Annotated in this window: 20 protein-coding genes and 2 pseudogenes; 7 read left to right on the top strand and 15 right to left on the bottom strand. The window is 65.8% G+C overall.

Annotated elements, in window-relative coordinates; translation table 11 throughout:
• Positions 1-11: 11 nt before the first annotated feature.
• From ACQCSX_RS03230 to ACQCSX_RS03215, 4 genes are all read right to left on the bottom strand, one after another.
• Positions 12-374 carry a DUF1048 domain-containing protein gene (locus tag ACQCSX_RS03230; protein ID WP_427017643.1) on the bottom strand — a complete coding sequence of 121 codons (363 nt, stop codon included), beginning with the start codon at positions 372-374 and terminating at the stop codon, positions 12-14.
• Between the two features lie 2 nt (positions 375-376).
• Complete coding sequence (locus tag ACQCSX_RS03225; protein ID WP_427017642.1) at positions 377-727, bottom strand: PadR family transcriptional regulator; 351 nt, start codon at positions 725-727, stop codon at positions 377-379.
• A 242-nt stretch (positions 728-969) separates the two neighbouring features.
• Positions 970-2,154 carry an FAD-dependent monooxygenase gene (locus ACQCSX_RS03220; protein WP_427017641.1) on the bottom strand — a complete coding sequence of 395 codons (1,185 nt, stop codon included), beginning with the start codon at positions 2,152-2,154 and terminating at the stop codon, positions 970-972.
• Positions 2,155-2,296: 142 nt separating this feature from the next.
• Complete coding sequence (locus ACQCSX_RS03215; RefSeq protein WP_427017640.1) at positions 2,297-3,055, bottom strand: GntR family transcriptional regulator; 759 nt, start codon at positions 3,053-3,055, stop codon at positions 2,297-2,299.
• Positions 3,056-3,241: 186 nt separating this feature from the next.
• Here ACQCSX_RS03215 and ACQCSX_RS03210 point away from each other — a divergent pair, with 186 nt between their 5' ends.
• Positions 3,242-4,414 carry an SIS domain-containing protein gene (locus ACQCSX_RS03210; RefSeq protein WP_427017639.1) on the top strand — a complete coding sequence of 391 codons (1,173 nt, stop codon included), beginning with the start codon at positions 3,242-3,244 and terminating at the stop codon, positions 4,412-4,414.
• Positions 4,415-4,504: 90 nt separating this feature from the next.
• Here the strand turns inward: ACQCSX_RS03210 and ACQCSX_RS03205 are convergent, their stop codons facing one another.
• Positions 4,505-5,272, bottom strand: coding sequence for a glycosidase (locus ACQCSX_RS03205; RefSeq protein WP_427017638.1), 768 nt, complete (start codon positions 5,270-5,272; stop codon positions 4,505-4,507).
• A 134-nt stretch (positions 5,273-5,406) separates the two neighbouring features.
• A pseudogene (locus tag ACQCSX_RS03200) lies at positions 5,407-6,520 on the bottom strand (transketolase-like TK C-terminal-containing protein); the annotation flags it as partial.
• On the opposite strand from ACQCSX_RS03200, the gene ACQCSX_RS03195 reads away from it, so the two are divergent.
• From ACQCSX_RS03195 to ACQCSX_RS03175, 5 genes are read left to right on the top strand one after another with little or no spacing between them, the layout of a single operon-like run.
• The gene (locus tag ACQCSX_RS03195; RefSeq protein WP_427017637.1) at positions 6,495-7,274 is read left to right on the top strand and encodes an extracellular solute-binding protein; all 780 of its coding nucleotides are present in this window, start codon (positions 6,495-6,497) and stop codon (positions 7,272-7,274) included. The pseudogene ACQCSX_RS03200 and the gene ACQCSX_RS03195 sit on opposite strands and share 26 nt — an antisense overlap.
• Before the next feature lie 30 nt (positions 7,275-7,304).
• Positions 7,305-7,898: a carbohydrate ABC transporter permease gene (locus ACQCSX_RS03190; RefSeq protein ID WP_427017636.1), complete on the top strand. Its 594-nt coding sequence runs from the start codon at positions 7,305-7,307 to the stop codon at positions 7,896-7,898.
• Positions 7,895-8,251, top strand: a complete 357-nt coding sequence (locus ACQCSX_RS03185; protein WP_427017635.1) for a carbohydrate ABC transporter permease — start codon at positions 7,895-7,897, stop codon at positions 8,249-8,251. The genes ACQCSX_RS03190 and ACQCSX_RS03185 overlap by 4 nt, the downstream gene beginning before the upstream one ends.
• The gene (locus ACQCSX_RS03180) at positions 8,248-9,084 is read left to right on the top strand and encodes a carbohydrate ABC transporter permease (protein WP_427017634.1); all 837 of its coding nucleotides are present in this window, start codon (positions 8,248-8,250) and stop codon (positions 9,082-9,084) included. The genes ACQCSX_RS03185 and ACQCSX_RS03180 overlap by 4 nt, the downstream gene beginning before the upstream one ends.
• A 13-nt stretch (positions 9,085-9,097) precedes the next feature.
• Positions 9,098-9,544 (top strand): DUF4158 domain-containing protein, encoded by a 447-nt coding sequence (locus tag ACQCSX_RS03175; RefSeq protein ID WP_427017633.1) that lies wholly within the window; start codon positions 9,098-9,100, stop codon positions 9,542-9,544.
• Here ACQCSX_RS03175 and ACQCSX_RS03170 read toward each other — a convergent pair.
• The 9 genes and pseudogenes from ACQCSX_RS03170 to ACQCSX_RS03130 form a co-directional block, all read right to left on the bottom strand.
• Positions 9,461-10,414 (bottom strand): phosphotransferase family protein, encoded by a 954-nt coding sequence (locus ACQCSX_RS03170; RefSeq protein ID WP_427017632.1) that lies wholly within the window; start codon positions 10,412-10,414, stop codon positions 9,461-9,463. The two genes, ACQCSX_RS03175 and ACQCSX_RS03170, sit on opposite strands and share 84 nt — an antisense overlap.
• A gap of 202 nt (positions 10,415-10,616) precedes the next feature.
• Entirely contained in the window at positions 10,617-11,978 is a 1,362-nt protein-coding gene (locus ACQCSX_RS03165) for a glycoside hydrolase family 125 protein (RefSeq protein ID WP_427017631.1), read from the bottom strand.
• A 105-nt stretch (positions 11,979-12,083) separates the two neighbouring features.
• Positions 12,084-12,977 (bottom strand): N-acetylglucosamine kinase, encoded by an 894-nt coding sequence (locus tag ACQCSX_RS03160; protein ID WP_427017630.1) that lies wholly within the window; start codon positions 12,975-12,977, stop codon positions 12,084-12,086.
• The gene (locus ACQCSX_RS03155) at positions 12,977-13,999 is read right to left on the bottom strand and encodes a glycosyl hydrolase family 18 protein (protein ID WP_427017629.1); all 1,023 of its coding nucleotides are present in this window, start codon (positions 13,997-13,999) and stop codon (positions 12,977-12,979) included. Before ACQCSX_RS03155 ends, ACQCSX_RS03160 begins: the two co-directional genes overlap by 1 nt.
• 42 nt (positions 14,000-14,041) lie before the next feature.
• On the bottom strand, positions 14,042-14,971 hold the full coding sequence (locus ACQCSX_RS03150; protein ID WP_427017628.1) for a carbohydrate ABC transporter permease: 930 nt from the start codon (positions 14,969-14,971) through the stop codon (positions 14,042-14,044).
• A complete protein-coding gene (locus tag ACQCSX_RS03145; RefSeq protein WP_427017627.1) occupies positions 14,968-15,846 on the bottom strand; it encodes a carbohydrate ABC transporter permease in 879 nt (292 codons plus the stop codon). The genes ACQCSX_RS03150 and ACQCSX_RS03145 overlap by 4 nt, the downstream gene beginning before the upstream one ends.
• Positions 15,847-16,000: 154 nt before the next feature.
• Positions 16,001-16,845 (bottom strand): annotated as a pseudogene (locus ACQCSX_RS03140) (IS5 family transposase).
• A 103-nt stretch (positions 16,846-16,948) separates the two neighbouring features.
• Positions 16,949-17,792 (bottom strand): IS5 family transposase gene (locus ACQCSX_RS03135; RefSeq protein ID WP_427018933.1). Its coding sequence is split into 2 segments (ribosomal slippage): positions 16,949-17,485 and positions 17,487-17,792, totalling 843 coding nucleotides; the frame shifts between segments, so codons are not numbered across the junction.
• 103 nt (positions 17,793-17,895) lie between these two features.
• Positions 17,896-19,167 (bottom strand): ABC transporter substrate-binding protein, encoded by a 1,272-nt coding sequence (locus ACQCSX_RS03130; RefSeq protein WP_427017626.1) that lies wholly within the window; start codon positions 19,165-19,167, stop codon positions 17,896-17,898.
• Between the two features lie 216 nt (positions 19,168-19,383).
• Between ACQCSX_RS03130 and ACQCSX_RS03125 the strand changes: the two genes are divergently transcribed.
• Complete coding sequence (locus ACQCSX_RS03125) at positions 19,384-20,418, top strand: LacI family DNA-binding transcriptional regulator (protein ID WP_427017625.1); 1,035 nt, start codon at positions 19,384-19,386, stop codon at positions 20,416-20,418.
• Positions 20,419-20,439: the final 21 nt, after the last annotated feature.

Here is a 20,439-nt window from a genome sequence, read left to right as displayed (position 1 = left end):
TTCCGGCGCGTTCACGCCTCGTCGGCGGACTGGTCGATGGCGTCGGTCAGGCGCTTGTGCTCCTTGTTGATCCACTGGCCGTCCGAGTAGTTCTGGATGAAGGTGTCTGCGAACTCCACCGGGTCTTCCCCGACGATGTCGCGGATCGGGGTGCCGTCGGCGGCGGCGCCCTCGATCAGGTCGGCGAGGTCCTCGAGCATTTGCATCAGGACATCGCCCTTGACGATCGACCCAGCGTACATGAAGTAGCGCTCTATCCCCTCGATTGCGGTTCGGTAGCTCGTGGGGAGCTCTTCCTTCCGGGTCTTGTATTGGCGCCAGCGCTTCTTGTCCTCGAACGATCCCGTGATCAGTTCGATCCATCGTGCGGCCATGGCTAGACTCCTTCTTCCTGTGGGTGTTCGATGCGGTGGTGGAGCTGGTTGATCCGTTCTGCGAGGAAGCTCCAGGTCTTCCAGAACTCGTCGAGGTACTCGCCGCCCAGTGCGTTCAGTGAGTAGACCTTGCGCGGCGGTCCCTTCTCTGACGGGACCTTCTCGACGTCGACGAGGCCGCGCTGTTCGATCCTGACCAGCAGGGCATAGATGGTGCCCTCGGCGATGTCGGAGAAACCCTGGTCACGCAGCTGGGCCGTAATCTCATAGCCGTACGCCGGCCGTACGGCCAGGATTGCCAGAACGATGCCCTCGAGCGTGCCCTTGAGCATCTCGGTCCTCTGCTTGCCCATGGAACCTCTCCTTTCAACTACTCTGTGTTGCTGACTACCACTACATAGTAACACTGAATAGTTAGCGTGCAAGGGGTCCCCGGGTCGCCATTCGTCGGCCCGCGCCAGGTCAAACTGGCCCGCAAAATGCATGAAGTCAAACCCGGCAAACACAGGCCACTACGGCCCCGGCAAGACCTTGACGTCGGCAGGTTCAAGCGGTCATCGCAACAGCGGCGGTTTCTCGTCTCTCCATCAGGTTGTCATGGGCGATACGGCCGGCTGCGGGTGAGCAGGTTGATGCAGAACTGGGCCGGGTCCTGGTCTTTGTATTGGTCGATGTTCTCAAACCACTCCATTGAGGCCTGGGCGGCGCGTTGGGTTGATTCGACCATCGGGCGGCGTTCTGCCTCGTAGGCTTCCAGAGCCGCATTCACGCCAGCGTGTTCGTGGAGGCAATCGGCCAGTTCCAGGGCGTCGTCCATGGCCAATTTGGTGCCGAACCCGATGGAGAAGTGGGCCGTGTGGGCGGCGTCGCCCAGCAACACCACGTTGCCGTTGCGCCAGTTCTTGGTGCGAACCGTGGTGAAGTTCACCCACTTGGAATTGTTGGTCAGGACCTGGTGCCCGCCGAGCTCGTCGGCAAAGATCGCCCGGATTTTCGCCACGGCCTTCTCATTGGAAACACCAGGGGCGAAGGCGTCGTTCGCGGTGTCGTCAAAGCCGGCGGCATGCCAAGCGTCCGGGGACATTTCGGCGATGAACGTGGAGCCTTGGTCGGAGTAGGGATAGCCGTGGATCTGCATGACGCCCCATTCGGTCTCCTTGACGAAGTACTTGAACGCCTCTAACACCTTGTTGGTGCCCAGCCACATGTATTTGTTGGGGCGCACGTCCAGGCTTGGCTTGAACGAATCCGCGTATTTGGCCCGGATCGCGGAGTTGGCACCGTCGGCGGCGAGCACCAGATCGTAGTTGGCGGCCAGCTCCTCCACGGGCGGGCCCATGGTACTGAACCGGATGTCCACGCCCAGTTCAAGGGTGCGCCGCTGCAACAGTTCCAGTAGTTCCTTCCGGCTAATGGCGGCAAATCCTTGTGCTCGCACAGTGTTCGTCTGGCCCTTGAAGTGGATGTCGATGTCCCTCCAGCGGGCGAAGCGGCGGCTCATGTAGTGGGCCACCACGGGATCGGCGTTGCCGATGCCACCAAGGGTTTCCTCTGAGAAGACGATGCCAAAGCCAAAGGTGTCAGAGGCGGCGTTGCGCTCCCACAAGGTGATGTGGTGGGCAGGGTTGCGCTGCTTCATCAATGCGGCAAAGTACAGGCCGCCGGGGCCGCCGCCAACAATTGCAATCTTCATGGGTCCTATCGGGCGTTCGTCGGCGATGGCTTCGCGCAGCCGGAAATGCTGCAATTTGCCGCGGGCGTTGCGGGGCAGTTCGCTCACGAACCGCACGTCTCGGGGGTACTTGCAAGGGGGAGGTTCACCTTTTCGCAAGCCGCCCATCTCCGCATCCGGCACACTACGCGCCACCGGCGCTCGGAATCACGGCAGATAAGCCGGAATATGAGAGTTGCGGTGGCGGAGCCTAGTTCGTGATGGACCCGCGGAAACGGTAGCGGTCAGCACGGTACACCGCCACCGTCAGCTCCAGCGGGCGGCCCTGCTGGTTGAAGGCGAGCTGGGTGGCGACCAAGACGGGCGTGCCGTCGGTGATTTCCAGGAATCCGCGTTCCTCCTCGGTGGGGTTGCGGGCCTCCACCTCGTAGTTGGCCACGGAGGGGATCTGCGGCGGATCGGACGCACGCAGCGTGGCGAACAGCGTCTCCTTTTCGAAATCCGTGTGCGCCAGGGCCGGGCACATCGCGTGGGGCACCCGGTTGTGCTCCAACACCACCACCTGGTCGCCCAGAAAACGCAGCCGGCTCATGGTGAACAGGGCCGCGCCCGGGCCGATCTTGAGCGTCTCGGCCTCGTCGATGGTGCTGGGCCGGACCGCCGTGGCGACCACAATGGCGCGGGAGTCCAGGCCATTGGCGGCGGCGTAGTCGGCCAGGCCCTGGACGCCGCCCACCGGCACCGATGCCTTGGCCGGCTCCGCGAGGAACCAGCCCCGGTTGGCCGAGGACGCGATCACACCGCGGCCCTCCAGCTCCTTCAGCGCCGCACGGAGCGTGACCCGGGAAACACCGTAGCGTTCGCCCAATTGGCGTTCGGAGGGCAGCCGGTCCCCCGGCACGGCGCCGCTGCGCCGGATCTCGTCCAGCAGCTGGGCCGCGGTGCGCTGGTACAGCTTCTGCCCGGGCAGGCTGAACGCCTCGGCCGGGGAGTTGGTCGCGTCAGTCATACCAGCATCGTAGCTGTATTCCATTTCAAAGACCAGATATAGACCACTATCGATCATTGACAGCAAAAAAGCAGACCAGTATCCTAAATTTGATACCACTGCGGCACATCCGCCGTTCCCCGCCGGTGCCCGCACCGGTCCAGCCGGTACGCTTGTGCCGCCCGCCCACCATCCGAAAGACGATTCATGACACAGTTTCTTGGCCTGTCGCCCGTCCAGCTGAAGGACCGCGGCGCCGAAGCCACCGCCCGTGAGATCGGCCAGCAGCCCGCCGTCTGGCGCGAAACCGCGCAGATCGTTGCCGGCGCGCGAGCGGAGCTTGATGCCTTCCTCACCCCCCTGCTGGAGCGGGACAACCTGCGGATCGTCCTCACCGGCGCCGGCACCTCCGCCTTTGCCGGCGACATCCTGGCCCCGAGCCTGGCCCGCCGGCTGGGCCGCCGCGTCGAGGCCGTCGCCACCACCGACATCGTCTCCAACCCGCACGACTTCTTTGCCGAGGACGTGCCCACGCTGCTGGTGTCCTTCGCCCGCTCGGGCAACAGCCCGGAGAGTGTTGCCGCGACCGAAATTGCGGACCAGCTGCTGGCCGAGTCCTACCACCTCGTCCTCACCTGCGCCCCGGAGGGCAAGCTGTACCTCCGCCACGCCGGCGCCGAGAACTCCTTTGCCCTGCTGATGCCTGCAGCGGCCAACGACCAGGGTTTCGCCATGACGTCCTCCGTCACCTCCATGGTGCTCTCCGCCTGGCTGGTCCTGGGCGCCGCAGGCTCCACGGAGCTGGGCAAACAGCTCGCCGCCGCCGCCGAAGGCATCCTGGCCAGCCGCCAGGACGCCATCCTGGACCTGGCCAAGGGTGGCTTCGAGCGCATTGTCTACCTCGGCAGCGGCCCGCTGCGCGGCCTGGCCCAGGAATCGGCGCTGAAGCTGCTCGAGCTGACCGCCGGCACGGTGGTCACGTACTTTGATTCCTCGCTTGGCTTCCGCCATGGGCCCAAGGCCGTGCTGGATCCGACGACCCTCGTGGTCCTGTACATCTCCTCCGACGCCGGCACGCGTGCCTACGACCTGGACATCCTGGCCGAGCTGCGCCAGTCGCTGCCGGCCGGCAATGTCCTCGCCATCACCGCCACGCCCGAGGTGGCAGCGGAGCTGGACGGCGTCTGGCTGGTGGACGGGCTCGACGGCGTCGAGGACGCAGCGCTGGCACTGCCGTACGTGCTGATCGCCCAGCTGTTTGCGCTGTCCTACTCGCTGGAACTGGGCAAGACCCCCGACAACCCGTTCCCCGACGCATCGGTGAACCGCGTGGTCCAGGGCGTCACCATCCACCCGCTCGCCGCAGCGGCACAACTCTAGACCTTAACGGCAAAAGACCTTCGGTGTCACAGGCCAGCTGGCTGGTGACACCGAAGGTCTTTTGCGTATCCGGGCTTTCCTCGCGGGCAGTTAGCCGACGGTGATGTCCCGGGTGGTGTGGTTGTAGGTGAACGTGACGGGTCCGCCGTCGTGCGCCAGCTCATGGTTGGCGCCCTCGCGGATGCCGAAGGCCCCGTAGTTCTCCTCCCACCCACGGTTGATGGCCACCTTGTAGGTGTAGAAGCCGGCCGGAAGCTCGGCTGCCAGCGTCCAGACGCGGTTGCCGGCGTCGAACGCCATCTGCGCGGCATCGTGCTGCGGCGCCCAGTCCTCGGGTGCACCCAGCAGGGTGTTGAAGTCACCGGCGATGGCGACGGCGTCCGGCTGCCCGTCCGTGTCGGCGGGTGCCGGCGCCTGCGCTGCATCCGCCGTGGCCTTCGCTGCGGACTTGGCCGGCGCCTTGCGGCGGGTGCCCGCCTTCGCGGCCGGAGCCTCGGTGGGGACGGGCAGGTCGGCGGGAACCGGCGTGCCGTTCTCCAGGGCCTCGGCAAAGGCATCGGCGTCGGCGAAGGCCACCGTCGCCCGCAGGCCGTCGTCGGTGATGGTCCAGCCGGAGCGGCCCTTCACCAGCCAGCCGGCCTTGGCCAGCTTCGCCGTTGCGGCCGTCAGGTTCTTGTGGCCGCGCGGGATGCCGCCGCTGAGCAGCTCGGCCTCGCGGTCGGAGAAGGGATGCCGTTCCACGGCCCCTGCCAATACCTGGCCCGCATTGAGCGGCTCCCCTGCCCAGACGGATTCGGCCAGTACATCAAGCACTGCCTTGAGCCGGGGCTTTGCTGCGTCTACTGTTTTCGCTGCCATGGATCTCCTCTTGAAACGTGATAGTCCAGTAAGTAGTATGCCCGGCCTTTGTTAACGACGCGGCAGCACACGGTGAATTGGATGTATCGTGACGCTCTATTAACGCTATTAACGGTTTCCGCCCGCAACTGACCTCATTGGCGGCGGTCCAGGGCCGCCATCACGATGCTGTCCGCATCGAGGGCATGGTACCTGTATGTCTCCTCAAGCGACCCCGCCTGGCCAAACCGGCGCACACCCAATGCCGCTGGCGACCTGGTTGATCCCGACCAGGAAGGCAAGCGTGTGCGGATGGCCGTCCAGCACGCTCACCATCGGTGCGGCCCGGTCCGCGGGGAAGACCTGGTCCAGGATCGCGCTGCTTCCCTCGCCGCGGCCCCCTCGTGCCTGGACCGCATCGAAAAGCAGGCCGGGGCTGGTCACGCACACCACATCGGCCGCGATGCCGGCGTCGGCCAGGCGGTCCCCGGCGGCCAGTGCCTCGGTCACCATGGCGCCCATCGCCACAATGGTGACGGCGGGATTGCTGCGTCGCACCACGGCGTAGGCGCCGGCCACCACCTGGCGCCGCCGGCGCTCCCTCGCCGCGGCATCGGTGGGCACTGCCGCCAGGGCCTGGTCCACGGGCCGGGTGGAGAGGCGCAGGTAGGCCGAGGTCCCGTCGGGCCGGCCCAGCCGGGCCAGGCTGGCCAGCAGCGTCCACTCGACATCGACGGCAAACGCCGGTTCGCAGGTGGTGCAGCCGGGCTGTTCGAGCCCGATGGACGGCGTGGTGATGGACTGGTGCGCCCCGCCCTCCGCGGCGAGGGTGACCCCGGACGGGGCGCCCACCAGGATGGACTGGCCGCCGGCATAGATGCCGAACGACCACGGTTCCAGTGCCCGCTCCACGAAGGGGTCGTAGAGCACGCCGATGGGCAGCAGGGTCTCGCCCCAGCGGCTCCAGGTCGCCCCAAGTTCACCGAGCAGCCCCACCAGGTTCGTCTCGGCAATGCCCAGCTCCCCATGCTGCCCGGTGGGCTTTTCCCGCCAGTGCAGAATGGTTTCGGCATCGTCGTCGAACCAGTTCCGCCGTTCCGTCGGTGACCAAACCCCCACCTTGTTGACCCAGCCGCCGAGGTTGGTGCTGGAGCTGACGTCCGGGCTGACCGTCACCACCCGGCACGCGGCCTCGGGGGCCTCCCGCGTCAGGTCCAGCAGTGCGCGGCCCAGGGCGGCCTGGGTGGTGGCCGTCCCCTTGGCCGTGCGGTTGAACAAGCCCGCGGAGAACAAGTTTGGCTACGCCTTCCACGGCGGCGCCAACTCCAACGCCGTCGCCATCATCGAGGCCTACGTGGCCGACGAGATCGACAAGGACAACGCCATCAAACTGGGCAGCGGCAAGACCATCTTCTCCTCGCCCAGGGCGCAGGAAGCCATGGATCTGTATGTCGACCTCTTCAAGAAGGGCTCCCCGCCCTCCTCGGTCGCCTGGGGCTACCCGGAAATGGTCCAGGGCTTCAGCAATGGCTCGACATCGTTCCTGCTGCAGGACCCCGAGGTCATCGCCACCGTCAAGGAGTCCAAGTCCATCACTGCGGACCAGTGGAACGTGGCACCGCTGCTAGTGGGCCCCTCGGGCAAGGCCATCCAGCCCGTCGCCTCCGCCGGTTGGGGCATTGCTGCCAGCTCCAAGGCCAAGCCCGAGGCCGTGAAGCTAATCAAGTACCTGGCACAGGGCGACGCGGCCGCGACCTTCACCAAGGAGAACAGCCTGGTGCCGACCCTAAAGTCCGCCGCCAAGGACAGCTTCTACAGCACCGGCCCCTGGGCCGCGTACGTGACGACGACGGAAAACCCGCAGACGTACATCTCCGCCGTCCAGCCGCGCGGGGTGTCCTGGTGGACCGAGTGGATCAAGAAGTCCGACGGCGTGCTCCAGCGCGTGCTGACCGGGCAAATGTCCACCAGCGAACTGCTCGCCAGCTGGGACACGTACTGGTCCCAAAAGAGGGCGGGCTAGCCAACAGGGGCTCTCGACACCGAGCGCGCGGTGGTGCGTCCCTCCCTGCGGAGGGACGCACCGTCCGGGTCGCGCAACAGGAATGGTTCCAAGAAGCGCTTCAATTCCAGGACGGCCCTGACCCTGTTGGCCTTCCTGGCACCGGCGGCGGTGTTCGGCGGCATCTTCACCTACTATCCAATGATCGCCGGCAGCCAGATGGCGTTCCGGAACTGGAATCTGAACGACCTCTCCGACACCTCGTGGGTGGGGTTGGGCAACTTCAAGTCCCTGCTGGACGCGCCCGAGTTCTGGGGCATCGTCCGCAACACTGTGGTCTGGGTGGTGGGTTCGCTCGTTCCACAGGTGGTCATCGGCTTCGCCGTCGCGCTGTTCCTGAAGCGGCGGTTCAGGATGCGCGGGGCCTACCAGGCGATGATCTTTTTCCCCTGGGCGGTGTCGGGCTTCCTCATCGGCATGCTCTTCCGCTGGATGTTCAACGCGGAATTCGGCGTGGTCAACGATCTGCTCATGAAGGCCGGGCTGATCAACTCGCCGATCCCGTGGCTGGCCGAACCCGGCTTTGCCATGACGGCCATCATCATTGCCAACATCTGGTACGGCGTGACGTTTTCGCCATCATGATCCTGGCCGCCCTCCAGCCGGTGTCCGATGAAATGTACGAGGCGGCCGCCTTGGACGGTGCCGGCAAGGTGCGCACGTTCTTCAACATCACGCTGCCCAGCATTGCCACCACACTGGCCCTGACCATCCTGCTGCGGGTGATCTGGATCTTCAATTTCCCGGACATCATCTTTGCGATGACCGGCGGCGGTCCGGCCGACCAGACCCACATCATCACCACATACATGATCAAAATCACCCAGGAGGGTGACTACGGCAAGGCCTCGGCCCTTGGCCTGATCGTCGTCGTGGCCCTCATGCTTTTCGCGGCCTTCTACCTCATGGCCGTCCGCCTTCGAAAGGGAGAGCGATGATCAACCGAGAAAGTATCGCGGGGCGGACGGTCAAGATCGTCTTCCTGGGGCTGTGCCTCATCGCGACGGTGTTTCCGCTGTACTGGATCATCATCACCTCGCTGAAGGAGCCGGGGGCCATCTACACGCTGGCCCTGGACTACTGGCCGCGGCAGCGGTCGCTGGAAAACTACATCGGACTGTTCACGAATTCGGATTTCGGCCAGTACATGGTCAACAGCCTCATCGTGGCCCTGGTGGCGTCCTCCGTGGCCACCCTGATCTCGCTGCTCTCGGCGTATGTGCTGGCCCGGTTCCAGTTCGCCGGACGCGGGGCGGTGCTGGGCGCCTTCCTCGTCACGCAGATGATCCCGGGGTTCATTGCGCTGGGGCCGCTGTACCTGATGATGAGCAACCTGGGGCTGGTGGACTCCAAAACCGGGCTGATCCTGATCTACATCGCGATCTGCATCCCGTTCTGCACCATCATGCTGCGCGGTTTCTTCGAAAACGTCCCCGACGCGTTGGAGGAGGCCGCGATGATCGACGGCTGTTCGCGGCTGGGGGCGCTGTTCCGGGTGCTGGTGCCGGTCATGCTGCCCGGCGTCGCGGCAAGCTTCATCTTCAACTTTGTGAACTGCTGGAATGAGCTCTTCCTGTCGGTGACGTTGATGAACAGCGATGCCAACAAGACCATTCCGACGGCGCTGGCCGGCTTCATCTCCAGCTTCAACATCGACTGGGGATCCATGTCCGCCGCCGCGGTGCTGACGGTGGTGCCCACGCTGGCCATCTTCGCCTTTGCCAGCAAGTTCATCGTCCAGGGGCTGACGGCCGGCTCGGTCAAGGGCTAGGAGCTGGGTTGGGTTGGCGCCGGCAACGGGCACCAACCCAACCCAGTACTGGGGCACGCGACCCGTACAGCCGCTGGCGCCAGTTGCTCGTTACGGGCGCTTCGTTGATATGCCTTCTCAGGCGGATTTGGAACGGTTCTTTTTCCTCGATGTTGCCGACAAAGCCTTCATCCAGGACCGGGGTGGTGATCACAACCGACTTGGACTCGTGCTGCAGGCAACTACGGTGCGCTCTCGGGCCGTTTCGATCTTCCTCCCGGAAAGGATCGTTTGCGAGAATGCGATACGCACCCGTGCGCCCCCAGAGCACCACAATACTGCGCCGACAGCGTGTCGTTGTCAGGGCAGTATTGTGCCCGTCCCGGGCCGCCTTGGCTCAGGCCAGTGCGTCCATCAGGGCGGTGACATAGGCATCCAGCCGCTCCTCCACCGCTCGCGTCGTCAGCTCTGTCCTCCCTGACTCGCGCCACGGCTGCGCCACCAGCTGCACTTCTTCTGAGAACGCCAGCCCGCTCCGCACCCGCCAGTACTGCCGCTCGCTCGCGGCCGCGGCCAGCACCCCGCCGGCCTCCTCATACGCCTCAGCGAACCGCGGGCCCCACTCCGGGCCATGCAGCAGCGCGAGATTGGTGGAGCAGTGCGCCACATCGAGATCCGCCGGGCCCCAGGAGGCCTGTGCCCAGTCGACGACGCCGGTGATCCGGGCACCTGCCAGCCTTGGGTGCGCCACATCGAACAGCACGTTGCCAGGTTGGAAGTCCCGGTGCAGGAGCCGCCCTTCATAGGGCGGCACGGGCTTGCGGATCACGTCGATCGCCGCGGCCCATGCCGCCGTGTCGGCGCCCTTTGGAACCACGACGGTGTCGGCGGTCGTCCACGCCACATACTCCGGGGGCATCTCGTCGGGCCGCAACGCGTGGATCGCGACGAGTTGACGGGCCAGCAAAAGGACGCGAGTCTCCAATCCCTCATCGTCGAGAACCGTCCGGCCCGCCAGATGTGTCATAAGGAGCGACGGATACTCGCAATGCGCGGCGATCGGATCAACCGCAACCAGTCCAGGAGCCGGCACGCCGGTCCCCGTGAGCAGGGTCAGGGCGCCAGCCTCCCTGTTCAGCCAGTCCTGGGCGTGCTCCATGTTGACGAAGGTCCGCAACACCAGGCCACGGGTGCCTCCGTCCCGCGTGCCGATGGTCAGCCTCCGCATTTCGGCAGTGATGCCGCCGTGCAGCACCTCAGTTCTGACGATCCGTTCGCCGGCCGCCAGATGCCGCCCCACCCACGCCAGTGTCAACGGCCGGACAGCCGCCGCCTCATCATGGTTGGTCACCGTGCCACCTCATGGGGGTTGAGCAGGATCTGTACCGTCGTCAGCTGAAGAGCGCACCGGAGCATCCTGGTGGCCGCAATGCCCGGAAACCTGGGCATCGCTCAGGTAGTCCACGGCCATGAAGCGATCCTAACGGCCCACCAAGCCATAGAACAGCCTTAGCGTTACTGGCATCACGGATGCTGCTCAATCCCTGTTCCAGTTAGCTTGCCTGGGCGGCAGTGCCGTCAAGACCGCTGTAGCGCAGCAACAGTTCGCAGAACATGGAATTGGCCCAGGAGAACCACGGCCGGGTGAACCGCGCCGGGTCGTTGGGGTCGAACCCCTCGTGCATGAACCCGGTGCCACCGTCGGTGTCGCGGAGCATTTCGAGCAGGCGCCACTGCTCCGCCCGGTCCGACGTCGTCAGCCCCTGGACCGCGAGGGCGATCGGCCAGATGTAGCCCGGCGGCGTGTGCGGGCTGCCCACGCCCGCCGCCTCGGTGCCGGCATGGAAGTGCGGGTTCGCCGGGCTCAGGACAAAGCGGCGCGTGGCAAGGTAGAGCGGATCCGCCGCGGACACGGCGCTGGTGAGCGGCAACGAAAGCAGGCTGGGCATGTTGGCATCGTCCATCAGCAGGGTGTTCCCCAGCCCGTCCACCTCATAGGCGTAGATCTGGCCAAAGTCCGGGTGGTCCACCACGCCGTGGGCGGCGATGCCCGCGGCAATCTCGGCCGCCAGGGACTGTGCGGACGCCGCCAGTGCTTCGTCGTCGTAGACCTCGGCGGCGATCTGGGCAATGTACCCCAGGGCGATGTGGGCAAAGTGGTTGGCCGGGATGTTGTAGCCATAGACGCAGGAGTCGTCGCTGGGGCGGAAGCCGGCCCAGGTCATGCCCGTGACGGCCACCGGCGAGCCCAGTCCGCCGTCGGCGAGCGTCTCGGAGGGCAGGTCGGTCTGGCGCTCGAAGCGGTAGGGTGACTGCCCCCGGTGGTCCTGTTCCGTGCGCCACTGCGCCACGATGGCGGCCAGGCCGCGGTGGACGTCGGCGGTGAAGAACTCGGTCCGGCCGCTCCGGAGCCAGAGCTGGTGGGCCAGCTGCACCGGGAAGGCCAGGGAGTCGATCTCGTACTTTCGCTCCCAGATCCAGGGATCGTCGCAGGCGTCGTGCGGATCGTAGGAGGCGCCATTGGGCTCGCGGTTGAAGGCATTGGCGTAAGGGTCGTGGTTGAGGAAGGCGAACTGGCGGCGCACCAGCCCCGCCACGATGTCGAAGAGCGGCCCCTCGGCTTCCACCAGGGGCAGGAACGCGCGCATCTGGGCCGACGAGTCGCGCAGCCACATGGCCGGAATGTCGCCGGTGATGACAAAGGTGGAACCATCCGCCTCGCGCCACAGGGTGGTGTCCAGGGTGTTGCGCATGCAGGCCAGGAACATCGAGGCCAGGCGCTCGTCCCCCGTTGCCGTGCGGATCCGTTCAGCGCACGCCTGGAGTTTCGCGCCAATGGTGCCGGTGGAATCGCCGGCGCCGGCGCCGGGTGCCGCGGCGCCGGAGGTGTGGAGGGTTTCGGCTTCGTGCGTCAACGCGCAACCTTTCGGGTGGCTGGTGGCCGGGGAACACAGCGTACCCCGGCGTGGGTGGTGGAGGCGGGGTGCCGGCGGCATGACGCCGGCACCCCGGTGGTGCGCCTACGCCGTCGGCGCCAATTCGCGGTGGGTGGCGAGTTCCAGGGCCCCGAACACGGGGTCCCGGTCCAGGATCCGAACATCGTCCAGTCCGCGGGCAGCCAGCTGGCTCGTGAAGCTGTCCTGCAGCCGCGGCTGGTTCATGCCCAGGCCGCCGCCCAGGACCACCGGCCCCGGGTTTCCGAGCGGGGCGGCGCAGCCGGCCGCAAGTTCGGCCAGGTCCGCGCCGGCCGCCTCAACCAGCGCCAGGCTGTCCCCGTGGCCCGCATCGGCTGCGTCAAAGACTAGCGGCGACAAGGCGGCCCAGTACTGGCGGGTGGTGCCGGCATGGAAGTGCGCGATGAGCTCCTCCGGTTCCCGCAGCCCGCAGCGTTCCAGCAGCAATCGTGTGAGCACGTCGGGCGCCAATCCCCGGTTGGCCCGGCGCAGGCTGTGGCGGACGGCCTCGCGGCCAAACCAATAGCCGCTGCCCTCGTCCCCCAACAGGTAGCCCCATCCGCCGGCACGCGACTGGGCGCCGGCAGCGTCGAGGCCCCACGCCGCCGAGCCCGTGCCCGCGATGACGGCAATGCCCGTCTCCGTCCGGGCCGCGGCCAGCAGCAGCCGGGTGTCGTGGACCACTCTCACCCGCGCGTCGGGAAGAAAATGCCCGATCAGCTCCGCCAGCGCGGCGGCGTCCTCGGGAGTGTCGATGCCACCGGCACCGGCACAGACCTCGTCCACGCCGTCGGCGCCCAGGCCGGCAAAGAGCTGGGCCAGGTTCCCGGTGGCCTCAAAGAGGGACACGTTTTGCACATTCGCGCTGCCCACGGTGCAGTCCCCCGCAATGGCGCCGTCGTGCCATCTGATGCCGCGGGTCTTTGATCCGCCGATGTCCAGGCCGATGACTGTTGCCACTAGTGCCCCCAGCCGTGGTGCGCGGCCCCCATGGCCGCACTGGTGTTCTGCGCCCATTCCCAGGGTGCGGCCGTGCCGCCGGGCAGCGAATTGAAGTACTCCCAGGAGGCCACCCCGCCGAAGTCCTTGTAAGTGCCGGACAGCGACTTGATGGTCTGCACCAGCGTGGGCATGGGCACGTAGCCGGAGCAGCCCTCCGTGGTGGTGTAGGTGCCCGCCACTACCTTGTCCGCCGGCACCACGCCGTGGTTGATGATCTTCTCGTACCCCGCGGTGGTGGCGAGGTTGCCCCAGCCGCAGTAGAACTGGGCGTTGAACCAGCTGATGGACGCCCCGCGGCTCTTGTAGAGCTCGTCGTAGCTGAAGCCGGACAGGTTGCCGCCGCCGTACAGCGCCGGCGCCACCGGGGCGAGGGTGATGATGAAATCCTTGCCGAAGTCCTTCTTTAGGTGGTCGATCAGGTTTTCAACGCCCGCCAGGGACATCTGCTCCTCGACATCCAGGTCCAAACCGTCCAGCTTGTACTTGCCGATCATGGCCTTCAGCGCCGGGTAGTAGGTGTCGAAGGTGGCCGGTTCCAGGCGCGCGTAGCTGCCCCGGGCCGCCCCGCCGAGCATGCCCAGGACATTCACACCCTTGCGCTGCATGGCCCCGAGCTCATTCCACATCGGGGTGAACTTGGCGTCCGTTGGCGCATCGTCGTTGAGCCGGATGTCTCCGGGGGTCTCGTTGACGTGGATGGCCGCGACGATCAGGTCGGTGGTGCCGGTGCGGTGGTCCGTCAACGCCTTGGGGGAAACGTAGCTGCCGTTGTTGTACTGCGTCTGGTAGTACACCACCACGCGGTGGTCCTCCTCCCCCGAACGGGATGAGGAGTGGGACGGCGGGTGGGATGCACCGGGTGACGCCCCGGGCGATGCGCCGGCCGGCGCGGCCAGCAGGAGGCCCGCCGCCACGGCGGCGGCCCCGGCGATTGCCGTGAGCCGGCGCGCCGTGCGGAAAACAGATGGTTCACATGCCAAGAGATGCTCCTTTGGTTGCGGAAAGTGGAGGTGGCGGCGCGGTCAGCCCTTGACCGCTCCCTCGCCCACGCCCTTGAAGAACCAGCGCTGCACGGAGGCAAAGACGATGGCGACAGGGATGAAGGCGATCATGGCGCCGGCCGCGATCAACCGCTGGTCATTGCTGAAGGTGCCGGCCAGGTACTGCAGGCCGATGGTCAGGGTGAAGTTTTGCGGGTCCGTCAGGACAATGAGCGGCCACAGGAAGTCGTCCCAGGCGCCGATGAAGGTGAAGATAATGATCACCGCGAGGGTTCCCTTGACGGCCGGGAGGCCGATGAAGCGCAGCCGCTGCCAGACGTTGGCGCCGTCCATGATGGCCGCCTGGTCGATCTCCTCGGGAATGGCCCGGAAGGCGTTGTACATCAGCAGGACGTTCAGGGCGGCGATCATGCCCGGCAGGGCGACGCCAAGAAGCGTGTTGGCCAGGCCCAGGTCCTTGATGGTGACGAACTGGGACACGATGGTGACCTCGCCCGGCAGGACCAAGGTCGCCAGGAACGCGCCGATCACGATCTTGCGGTACCGGAACTTCAGCCGCGCCATCGCGAATCCGGCCAACGTCGCAAAGGTGACGTTTCCGAAAATCGCCAGAGCCGCCACGATCAGGGAATTGCCGATGTAGCCCAGCACCGGAATGGTCTTGTTCACTGCCGCGTAGTTGTCCAGCGTGGGCTGCTGCGGCAGGAAGGAGGGCGTGGAGGTGTAGATGTCCTCGCCGGAGCCCTTCAGGGAGGTGGAGAACTCCCACAGGAACGGGCCGATGCAGATGAAGAGGACAAACAGCAGCAGTGCGTAGCGCAGGACAATTTCCTGCCAGGAGGTGCTGTTGAAGCTTCTGCTGCGCCGCTTGCGTTGCGGCCCTGCGCCAACGCTGTGGCGGGCTGGGCGTGCGGGGGCGGCAGCGGGCCGCGGGGGGCTCTGTACGCTCATGAGTCATTCGCCTTCTGGTTGATCCGGGCAAGCACCAGCATGGGGACAATGGTGACAGCGAAGAGCACGATGCTCAGCGCGGAGGCATAGCCCAGGTCGCCATAGAATCCGCGGGCATATTGCTGGATCAGCATCACCACCGACATGTCCTTGCCGCCGGGGCCGCCCTTGCCGCCGGTGAGCAGGTATAGCTCCGAGAACACCCGCAGCGCCGACACCGAGACCAGGATGGCCACCAGCACGATGGTGTTGCGCAGGCTGGGCAGGGTGACGTTGAAGAAGCGCCGCAGCACGCCGGCGCCGTCCACGGCCGCCGCCTCGTGCAGTTCCTTGGGTACATTTCCCAGGGCCGAAACGTAGATGATCATGTAGTAGCCCAGCCCCTTCCAGACGGTGAGGCTGATGGCGCTGAACAGCACCAGCCACCTGTCCGTCAGGAACGGCATCGGGCCCTGGAGGAAGCCCAGGCTGGTGGCCATGTTGTTGATCAGGCCGCGGTCGTCCAGCAGCCAGGTCCAGATGAGGCCGACGACGACGGCTGAGGCAATGACGGGCGTATAGAACGCCGTGCGGAAGAACGTGATGCCGGGCAGCTTCTTCTGGACCAGGATGGCGATCAGCAGCGGCCCGATGGTCAGCAGCGGCAGGCAGACCAGCATGTAGATCACGCTGTTCAGAAGTGCATTGGCCAGCTGGTCGTCATGGAAGAGGTCCACGAAGTTGCGGATCCCGACGAAGTCGCCACCGCCGAGCGGCTTGGTGTTCGTGAACGACAACCGGATGGTGTTCAGCGATGGCCAAATGCTAAAGACCGCCAACCAGAGCAGTGCCGGCAGGACCAGCACCCAGGGGGTAAACCAACGGTGGGACTTCATCGTATTCCTTGCTTTCGGTGTGCCGGGCCCGGATCCCCTCCCCTGCCGGTCGGCAACGAAGAAGGCTTGTGGTGCCCCTGTCCTGCACGGCGGGTGCCGGTCTGCGCCTGCGCACCCGCCGCCTAACTCGAGCAGCCGGTGGCTGCGGTGGGTGCTAGGGCGTGTCTCCCAATGCGGCGCTCCAGATGACGACGGCGTGCAGGACGGCCGCTGAGCGGTAGGTGAGGGCCAGTTTGTCGTAGCGGGTGGCCAGGGACCGCCATTGCTTGAGGGTGTTGAAGCTGCGCTCGACCACATTGCGCCGTTTGTAGGCGTCCCTGTCGTATCTGACGGGGCGTCCCCCGGCGGAGCCCTTGCGTTTCCGGTTGGCCTTCTGGTCGTCCTTTTCCGGGATAACGCACTCGATGCCCCGCCCGCGCAGGTACGCCCGGATTGCTTTGGAGGAATAGGCCTTGTCGGCCATGGCCCGGTCCGGGCGGGTGCGGGCCCGGCCGGGACCGGGCCTTTCTACCTTCAGGGCCTCCATGAGGTTCTCAAACATCGGCGAGTCCCCGCCCTGGCCCGGCCCCAGCAGCAGGACCAGGGGACGCATGTTGCCATCCACCAGGGCGTGGATCTTGGTGGTCAGCCCGCCGCGGGACCGGCCGATGGCATGGTCCTCAGGCTCGTCGAGCAGATTCCTGTAATTCGACAGGTCCCCCTGTGTGGCGGGGCAGGTTCGTGCCGTGCTGGTGGGCACGGTTGACCGTGGAGTCGATCGAGACCTCCCAGTTGATCAGCCCGGCCGTGTCCGCGCGGGTCAGCAACGCCGCCAGGACCTTGTCCCAGGTCCCGTTGGCGGCGTTGCGGCGGTGGTGCTTCCACACGGTCTTCCACGACCCGAAATAGGCAGGGAGATCACGCCATGGGATCCCTGCCCGGTAGCGGTAGATGATGCCCTCGGTCATCAGCCGGTGGTCGTTGAAGGGTCGGCCCCGGTTTCCCCGACGAATCGGGCATCAACGGGGCAATGGACTCCCACTGGGCATCGGACAACACGGAATAGCGAGAAGGCACCCATCAATCATGCCAAACCGCAAAACCACTGATTAGGAGACACGCCCTAGGGCGTGTCTCCCAATGCGGCGCTCCAGATGACGACGGCGTGCAGGACGGCCGCTGAGCGGTAGGTGAGGGCCAGTTTGTCGTAGCGGGTGGCCAGGGACCGCCATTGCTTGAGGGTGTTGAAGCTGCGCTCGACCACATTGCGCCGTTTGTAGGCGTCCCTGTCGTATCTGACGGGGCGTCCCCCGGCGGAGCCCTTGCGTTTCCGGTTGGCCTTCTGGTCGTCCTTTTCCGGGATAACGCACTCGATGCCCCGCCCGCGCAGGTACGCCCGGATTGCTTTGGAGGAATAGGCCTTGTCGGCCATGGCCCGGTCCGGGCGGGTGCGGGCCCGGCCGGGACCGGGCCTTTCTACCTTCAGGGCCTCCATGAGGTTCTCAAACATCGGCGAGTCCCCGCCCTGGCCCGGCCCCAGCAGCAGGACCAGGGGACGCATGTTGCCATCCACCAGGGCGTGGATCTTGGTGGTCAGCCCGCCGCGGGACCGGCCGATGGCATGGTCCTCAGGCTCGTCGAGCAGATTCCTGTAATTCGACAGGTCCCCCTGTGTGGCGGGGCAGGTTCGTGCCGTGCTGGTGGGCACGGTTGACCGTGGAGTCGATCGAGACCTCCCAGTTGATCAGCCCGGCCGTGTCCGCGCGGGTCAGCAACGCCGCCAGGACCTTGTCCCAGGTCCCGTTGGCGGCGTTGCGGCGGTGGTGCTTCCACACGGTCTTCCACGACCCGAAATAGGCAGGGAGATCACGCCATGGGATCCCTGCCCGGTAGCGGTAGATGATGCCCTCGGTCATCAGCCGGTGGTCGTTGAAGGGTCGGCCCGGTTTCCCCGACGAATCGGGCATCAACGGGGCAATGGACTCCCACTGGGCATCGGACAACACGGAATAGCGAGAAGGCACCCATCAATCATGCCAAACCGCAAAACCACTGATTAGGAGACACACCCTAGCCGCGGGCGAGCATCTGGTTGATCTTGCTGGCCGCATCGTCCAGGGCCGCCTTGCTGGAGACATCGCCCTTGATGGCCAGGGCAATCTGCTGGCTCAGGATGTCGGACATGGCGCCGTTGATCTCGTAGGGCTGCAGGTTCTTCGCCGTCTCCAGCTCCTTGAAGGCCAGCACCTTGGCGTCGCTGGCCGGCGTGCCATCGCTCTTGGCGAAGTACGGATCGGACGCAGAGGACTTGGTGCTCGGGAAGATGTTGACCAGGTGGGCAAACTTGCCCTGGTTTTCGGCATTGGTCACCCATTGCGCCAGCGCGATGGCGGCGGGCTGGTTCTTGCTCTTGGCGCTGACGCCCAGGCCCTGGACGTACAGCGGCGGTGAATCCAGCGACGGCGTGGCCACGACCTTGCCGGCCAGGCTGGGGTTGTCCTTCTCAAAGCTGGGGATGGAGTTGCCGCCACCGGTGGTCCAGGCAACCTTGCCCTCGCCGAAAAGCTTGGAGTTGCCCAGGTAGTCGTTGTTGAGCACGGTGGGCGGCATGTAGCCGGCCTTGAAGGCATCGCGGTACTGGTCCAGCATCGCCGCGGCCTTGTCGGTGTTGAACACCACCGTCTTGCCGTCCTCGGCCAGGATGTCGATCCCGCCGCGGGTGAAGTCATCCAGGCCCGGCTTGCGGCTGATCAGGTATTCCTTGCCCCCGGAGGCGTCGTGCATGGTCTTGGCCTGGGCAAACAGATCGGCGGTGGTCTTCGGCGGGTTCTTGGCGTCCAAGCCATTGGCATCGAGTTTGTCCGTGTTCCAGTAGCTGACATCGGTGTTCAGGTACCAGGGGTAGCCAAAGACGCCGTTGACGCCCTTGTACTCAAACGCCGAGAGTCCACCGGCCACGTAGGTGTCCTGGAGGGTCTTGTCCACGGTGGAGATGTCCAGCAGCATGCCCTGCTTGGCCAGCGGAAGGGCGAAGTCCGGCGGCAGGTTCACGACGTCCGGCAGGGTGCCGGAGCTGGCCTGGGTAAGCACCTTGTCCGAATAGCCATCGCCGGGCTGGTCAACGAGTTTGACCTTGGTGCCGGGGTACTTTGCCTCAAAGCCGGCAATGACCTCGTTAAGGTAGTCCGTGAACTTGGGCGTCAGCGACCAAGTCTGCAGCGTGACATCGCCGGTGACTTGGCCCGAGGCGGCCTGCGGTGTGGCCGAGCCGGCGCCACCGCAGCCAGCGAGAGCCAGGGCTGCAACCGCCAACGCGGCCAGTTTGGGGGCATGCTTGCGCATATATACTCCTGAAAAGGTTGTGGTGCCAAGGGGTGTGAGGGACATTCCGAAAGGGAACTAAACCGATATAGTGGTAGTCACTCCACCATCTGCGGCGGGTGGCTGTCAAGGGTTGTCATGAAATTGGTCACATCTTGCGCCGGATGGTCTCATCGGGGTGCATCCGGCCGCTGCGCGCCAGCGCACGCCACACAAGCGGAACGAGGGGCAGAAAAAATGGCTAAATCCAGGCCGACAATCGACGATATTGCCAGCAAGGCCGGCGTTTCCCGGGGGGCGGTTTCCTTTGCCCTCAACGGGCGGCCGGGGGTCAGCGAGGCCACTCGGGCCCGCATCATCGAGGTGGCCAGGCAGCTGGACTGGTCGCCCAACAGTGCCGCGCGGGCCCTGAGTGGGGCGAAGACTGATGTCATCGGTTTAGTGATTGCCCGCCCGGCCAAGACCCTCAGCGTCGAGCCGTTTTTCTCCATGTTGATTTCCGGCATCCAGGCGGGCCTTTCGGCCGCCAAGGTGGCATTGCAGATGCAGATCGTGGAGGATTCGGCGGCCGAAATTGCCACCTACCGCCGGTGGTGGAACGAGAACCGTGTCGACGGCGTGATCCTGATCGACCTGATGGAGAGCGATCCACGGATTCCGGTGCTGGAGGAACTCTCGATGCCGGCCGTCGTGGCCGGCGGCCCCGGGGAGCACGGGCACCTCGCCAGCGTCTGGGCCGACGACCGGGCGGCGATGGTCTCGGTGGTGGATTACCTGGCGGCGATCGGGCACCGGCGGATCGGGCACATTTCCGGACTCCCCGGCTTCCAGCACACCCAGCAGCGGCTCGGCGCGCTGGCCGATTCCGCCCAGCGCCTGGGCTTGCCCGCCATTGAATCGGTGCCCACCGATTTCAGCGACTCCGCCGGGGCCGCGGCCACCAGGCACTTGCTCTCGCGTCAGGAACGGCCCACGGCCATCATCTACGACAACGACGTCATGGCCCTGGCTGGCCTGGGCATCGCTACCGAGATGAACATCAGCGTGCCGCGGGAACTCTCCATCGTGTCCTTCGACGATTCGGCCCTGACCAAGCTGACCAACCCCGCCATCACCTCCCTGACCGGGGACACCTTCAACTTCGGCCACCAGGTGTCCAAGGCGCTGCTGCGCATCATTGCCGACCCCACGGCCACTGCGAGCCTCCAGCTCCCCACGCCGGTGCTGTCCGTGCGCGCCAGCACCGCGCCGCCACTGCCGGCGGCCGTCTAGACCGTCCGGAATTACCGCCCG

The organism is Pseudarthrobacter sp. P1 (genome assembly GCF_050156935.1).
Classification (GTDB): Bacteria; Actinomycetota; Actinomycetes; order Actinomycetales; family Micrococcaceae; genus Specibacter.
This window is presented reverse-complemented; position numbering and strand designations above follow the sequence as displayed.

Coding starts and splice junctions, on each gene's coding strand:
- ACQCSX_RS03215 (WP_427017640.1), bottom strand. CDS start 3,055: ATGACTGACGCGACCAACTCCCCGGCCGAGGCGTTCAGCCTGCCCGGG.
- ACQCSX_RS03210 (WP_427017639.1), top strand. CDS start 3,242: ATGACACAGTTTCTTGGCCTGTCGCCCGTCCAGCTGAAGGACCGCGGC.
- ACQCSX_RS03205 (WP_427017638.1), bottom strand. CDS start 5,272: ATGGCAGCGAAAACAGTAGACGCAGCAAAGCCCCGGCTCAAGGCAGTG.
- ACQCSX_RS03125 (WP_427017625.1), top strand. CDS start 19,384: ATGGCTAAATCCAGGCCGACAATCGACGATATTGCCAGCAAGGCCGGC.
- ACQCSX_RS03150 (WP_427017628.1), bottom strand. CDS start 14,971: ATGAGCGTACAGAGCCCCCCGCGGCCCGCTGCCGCCCCCGCACGCCCA.
- ACQCSX_RS03130 (WP_427017626.1), bottom strand. CDS start 19,167: ATGCGCAAGCATGCCCCCAAACTGGCCGCGTTGGCGGTTGCAGCCCTG.
- ACQCSX_RS03180 (WP_427017634.1), top strand. CDS start 8,248: ATGATCAACCGAGAAAGTATCGCGGGGCGGACGGTCAAGATCGTCTTC.
- ACQCSX_RS03225 (WP_427017642.1), bottom strand. CDS start 727: ATGGGCAAGCAGAGGACCGAGATGCTCAAGGGCACGCTCGAGGGCATC.
- ACQCSX_RS03145 (WP_427017627.1), bottom strand. CDS start 15,846: ATGAAGTCCCACCGTTGGTTTACCCCCTGGGTGCTGGTCCTGCCGGCA.
- ACQCSX_RS03230 (WP_427017643.1), bottom strand. CDS start 374: ATGGCCGCACGATGGATCGAACTGATCACGGGATCGTTCGAGGACAAG.
- ACQCSX_RS03185 (WP_427017635.1), top strand. CDS start 7,895: ATGATCCTGGCCGCCCTCCAGCCGGTGTCCGATGAAATGTACGAGGCG.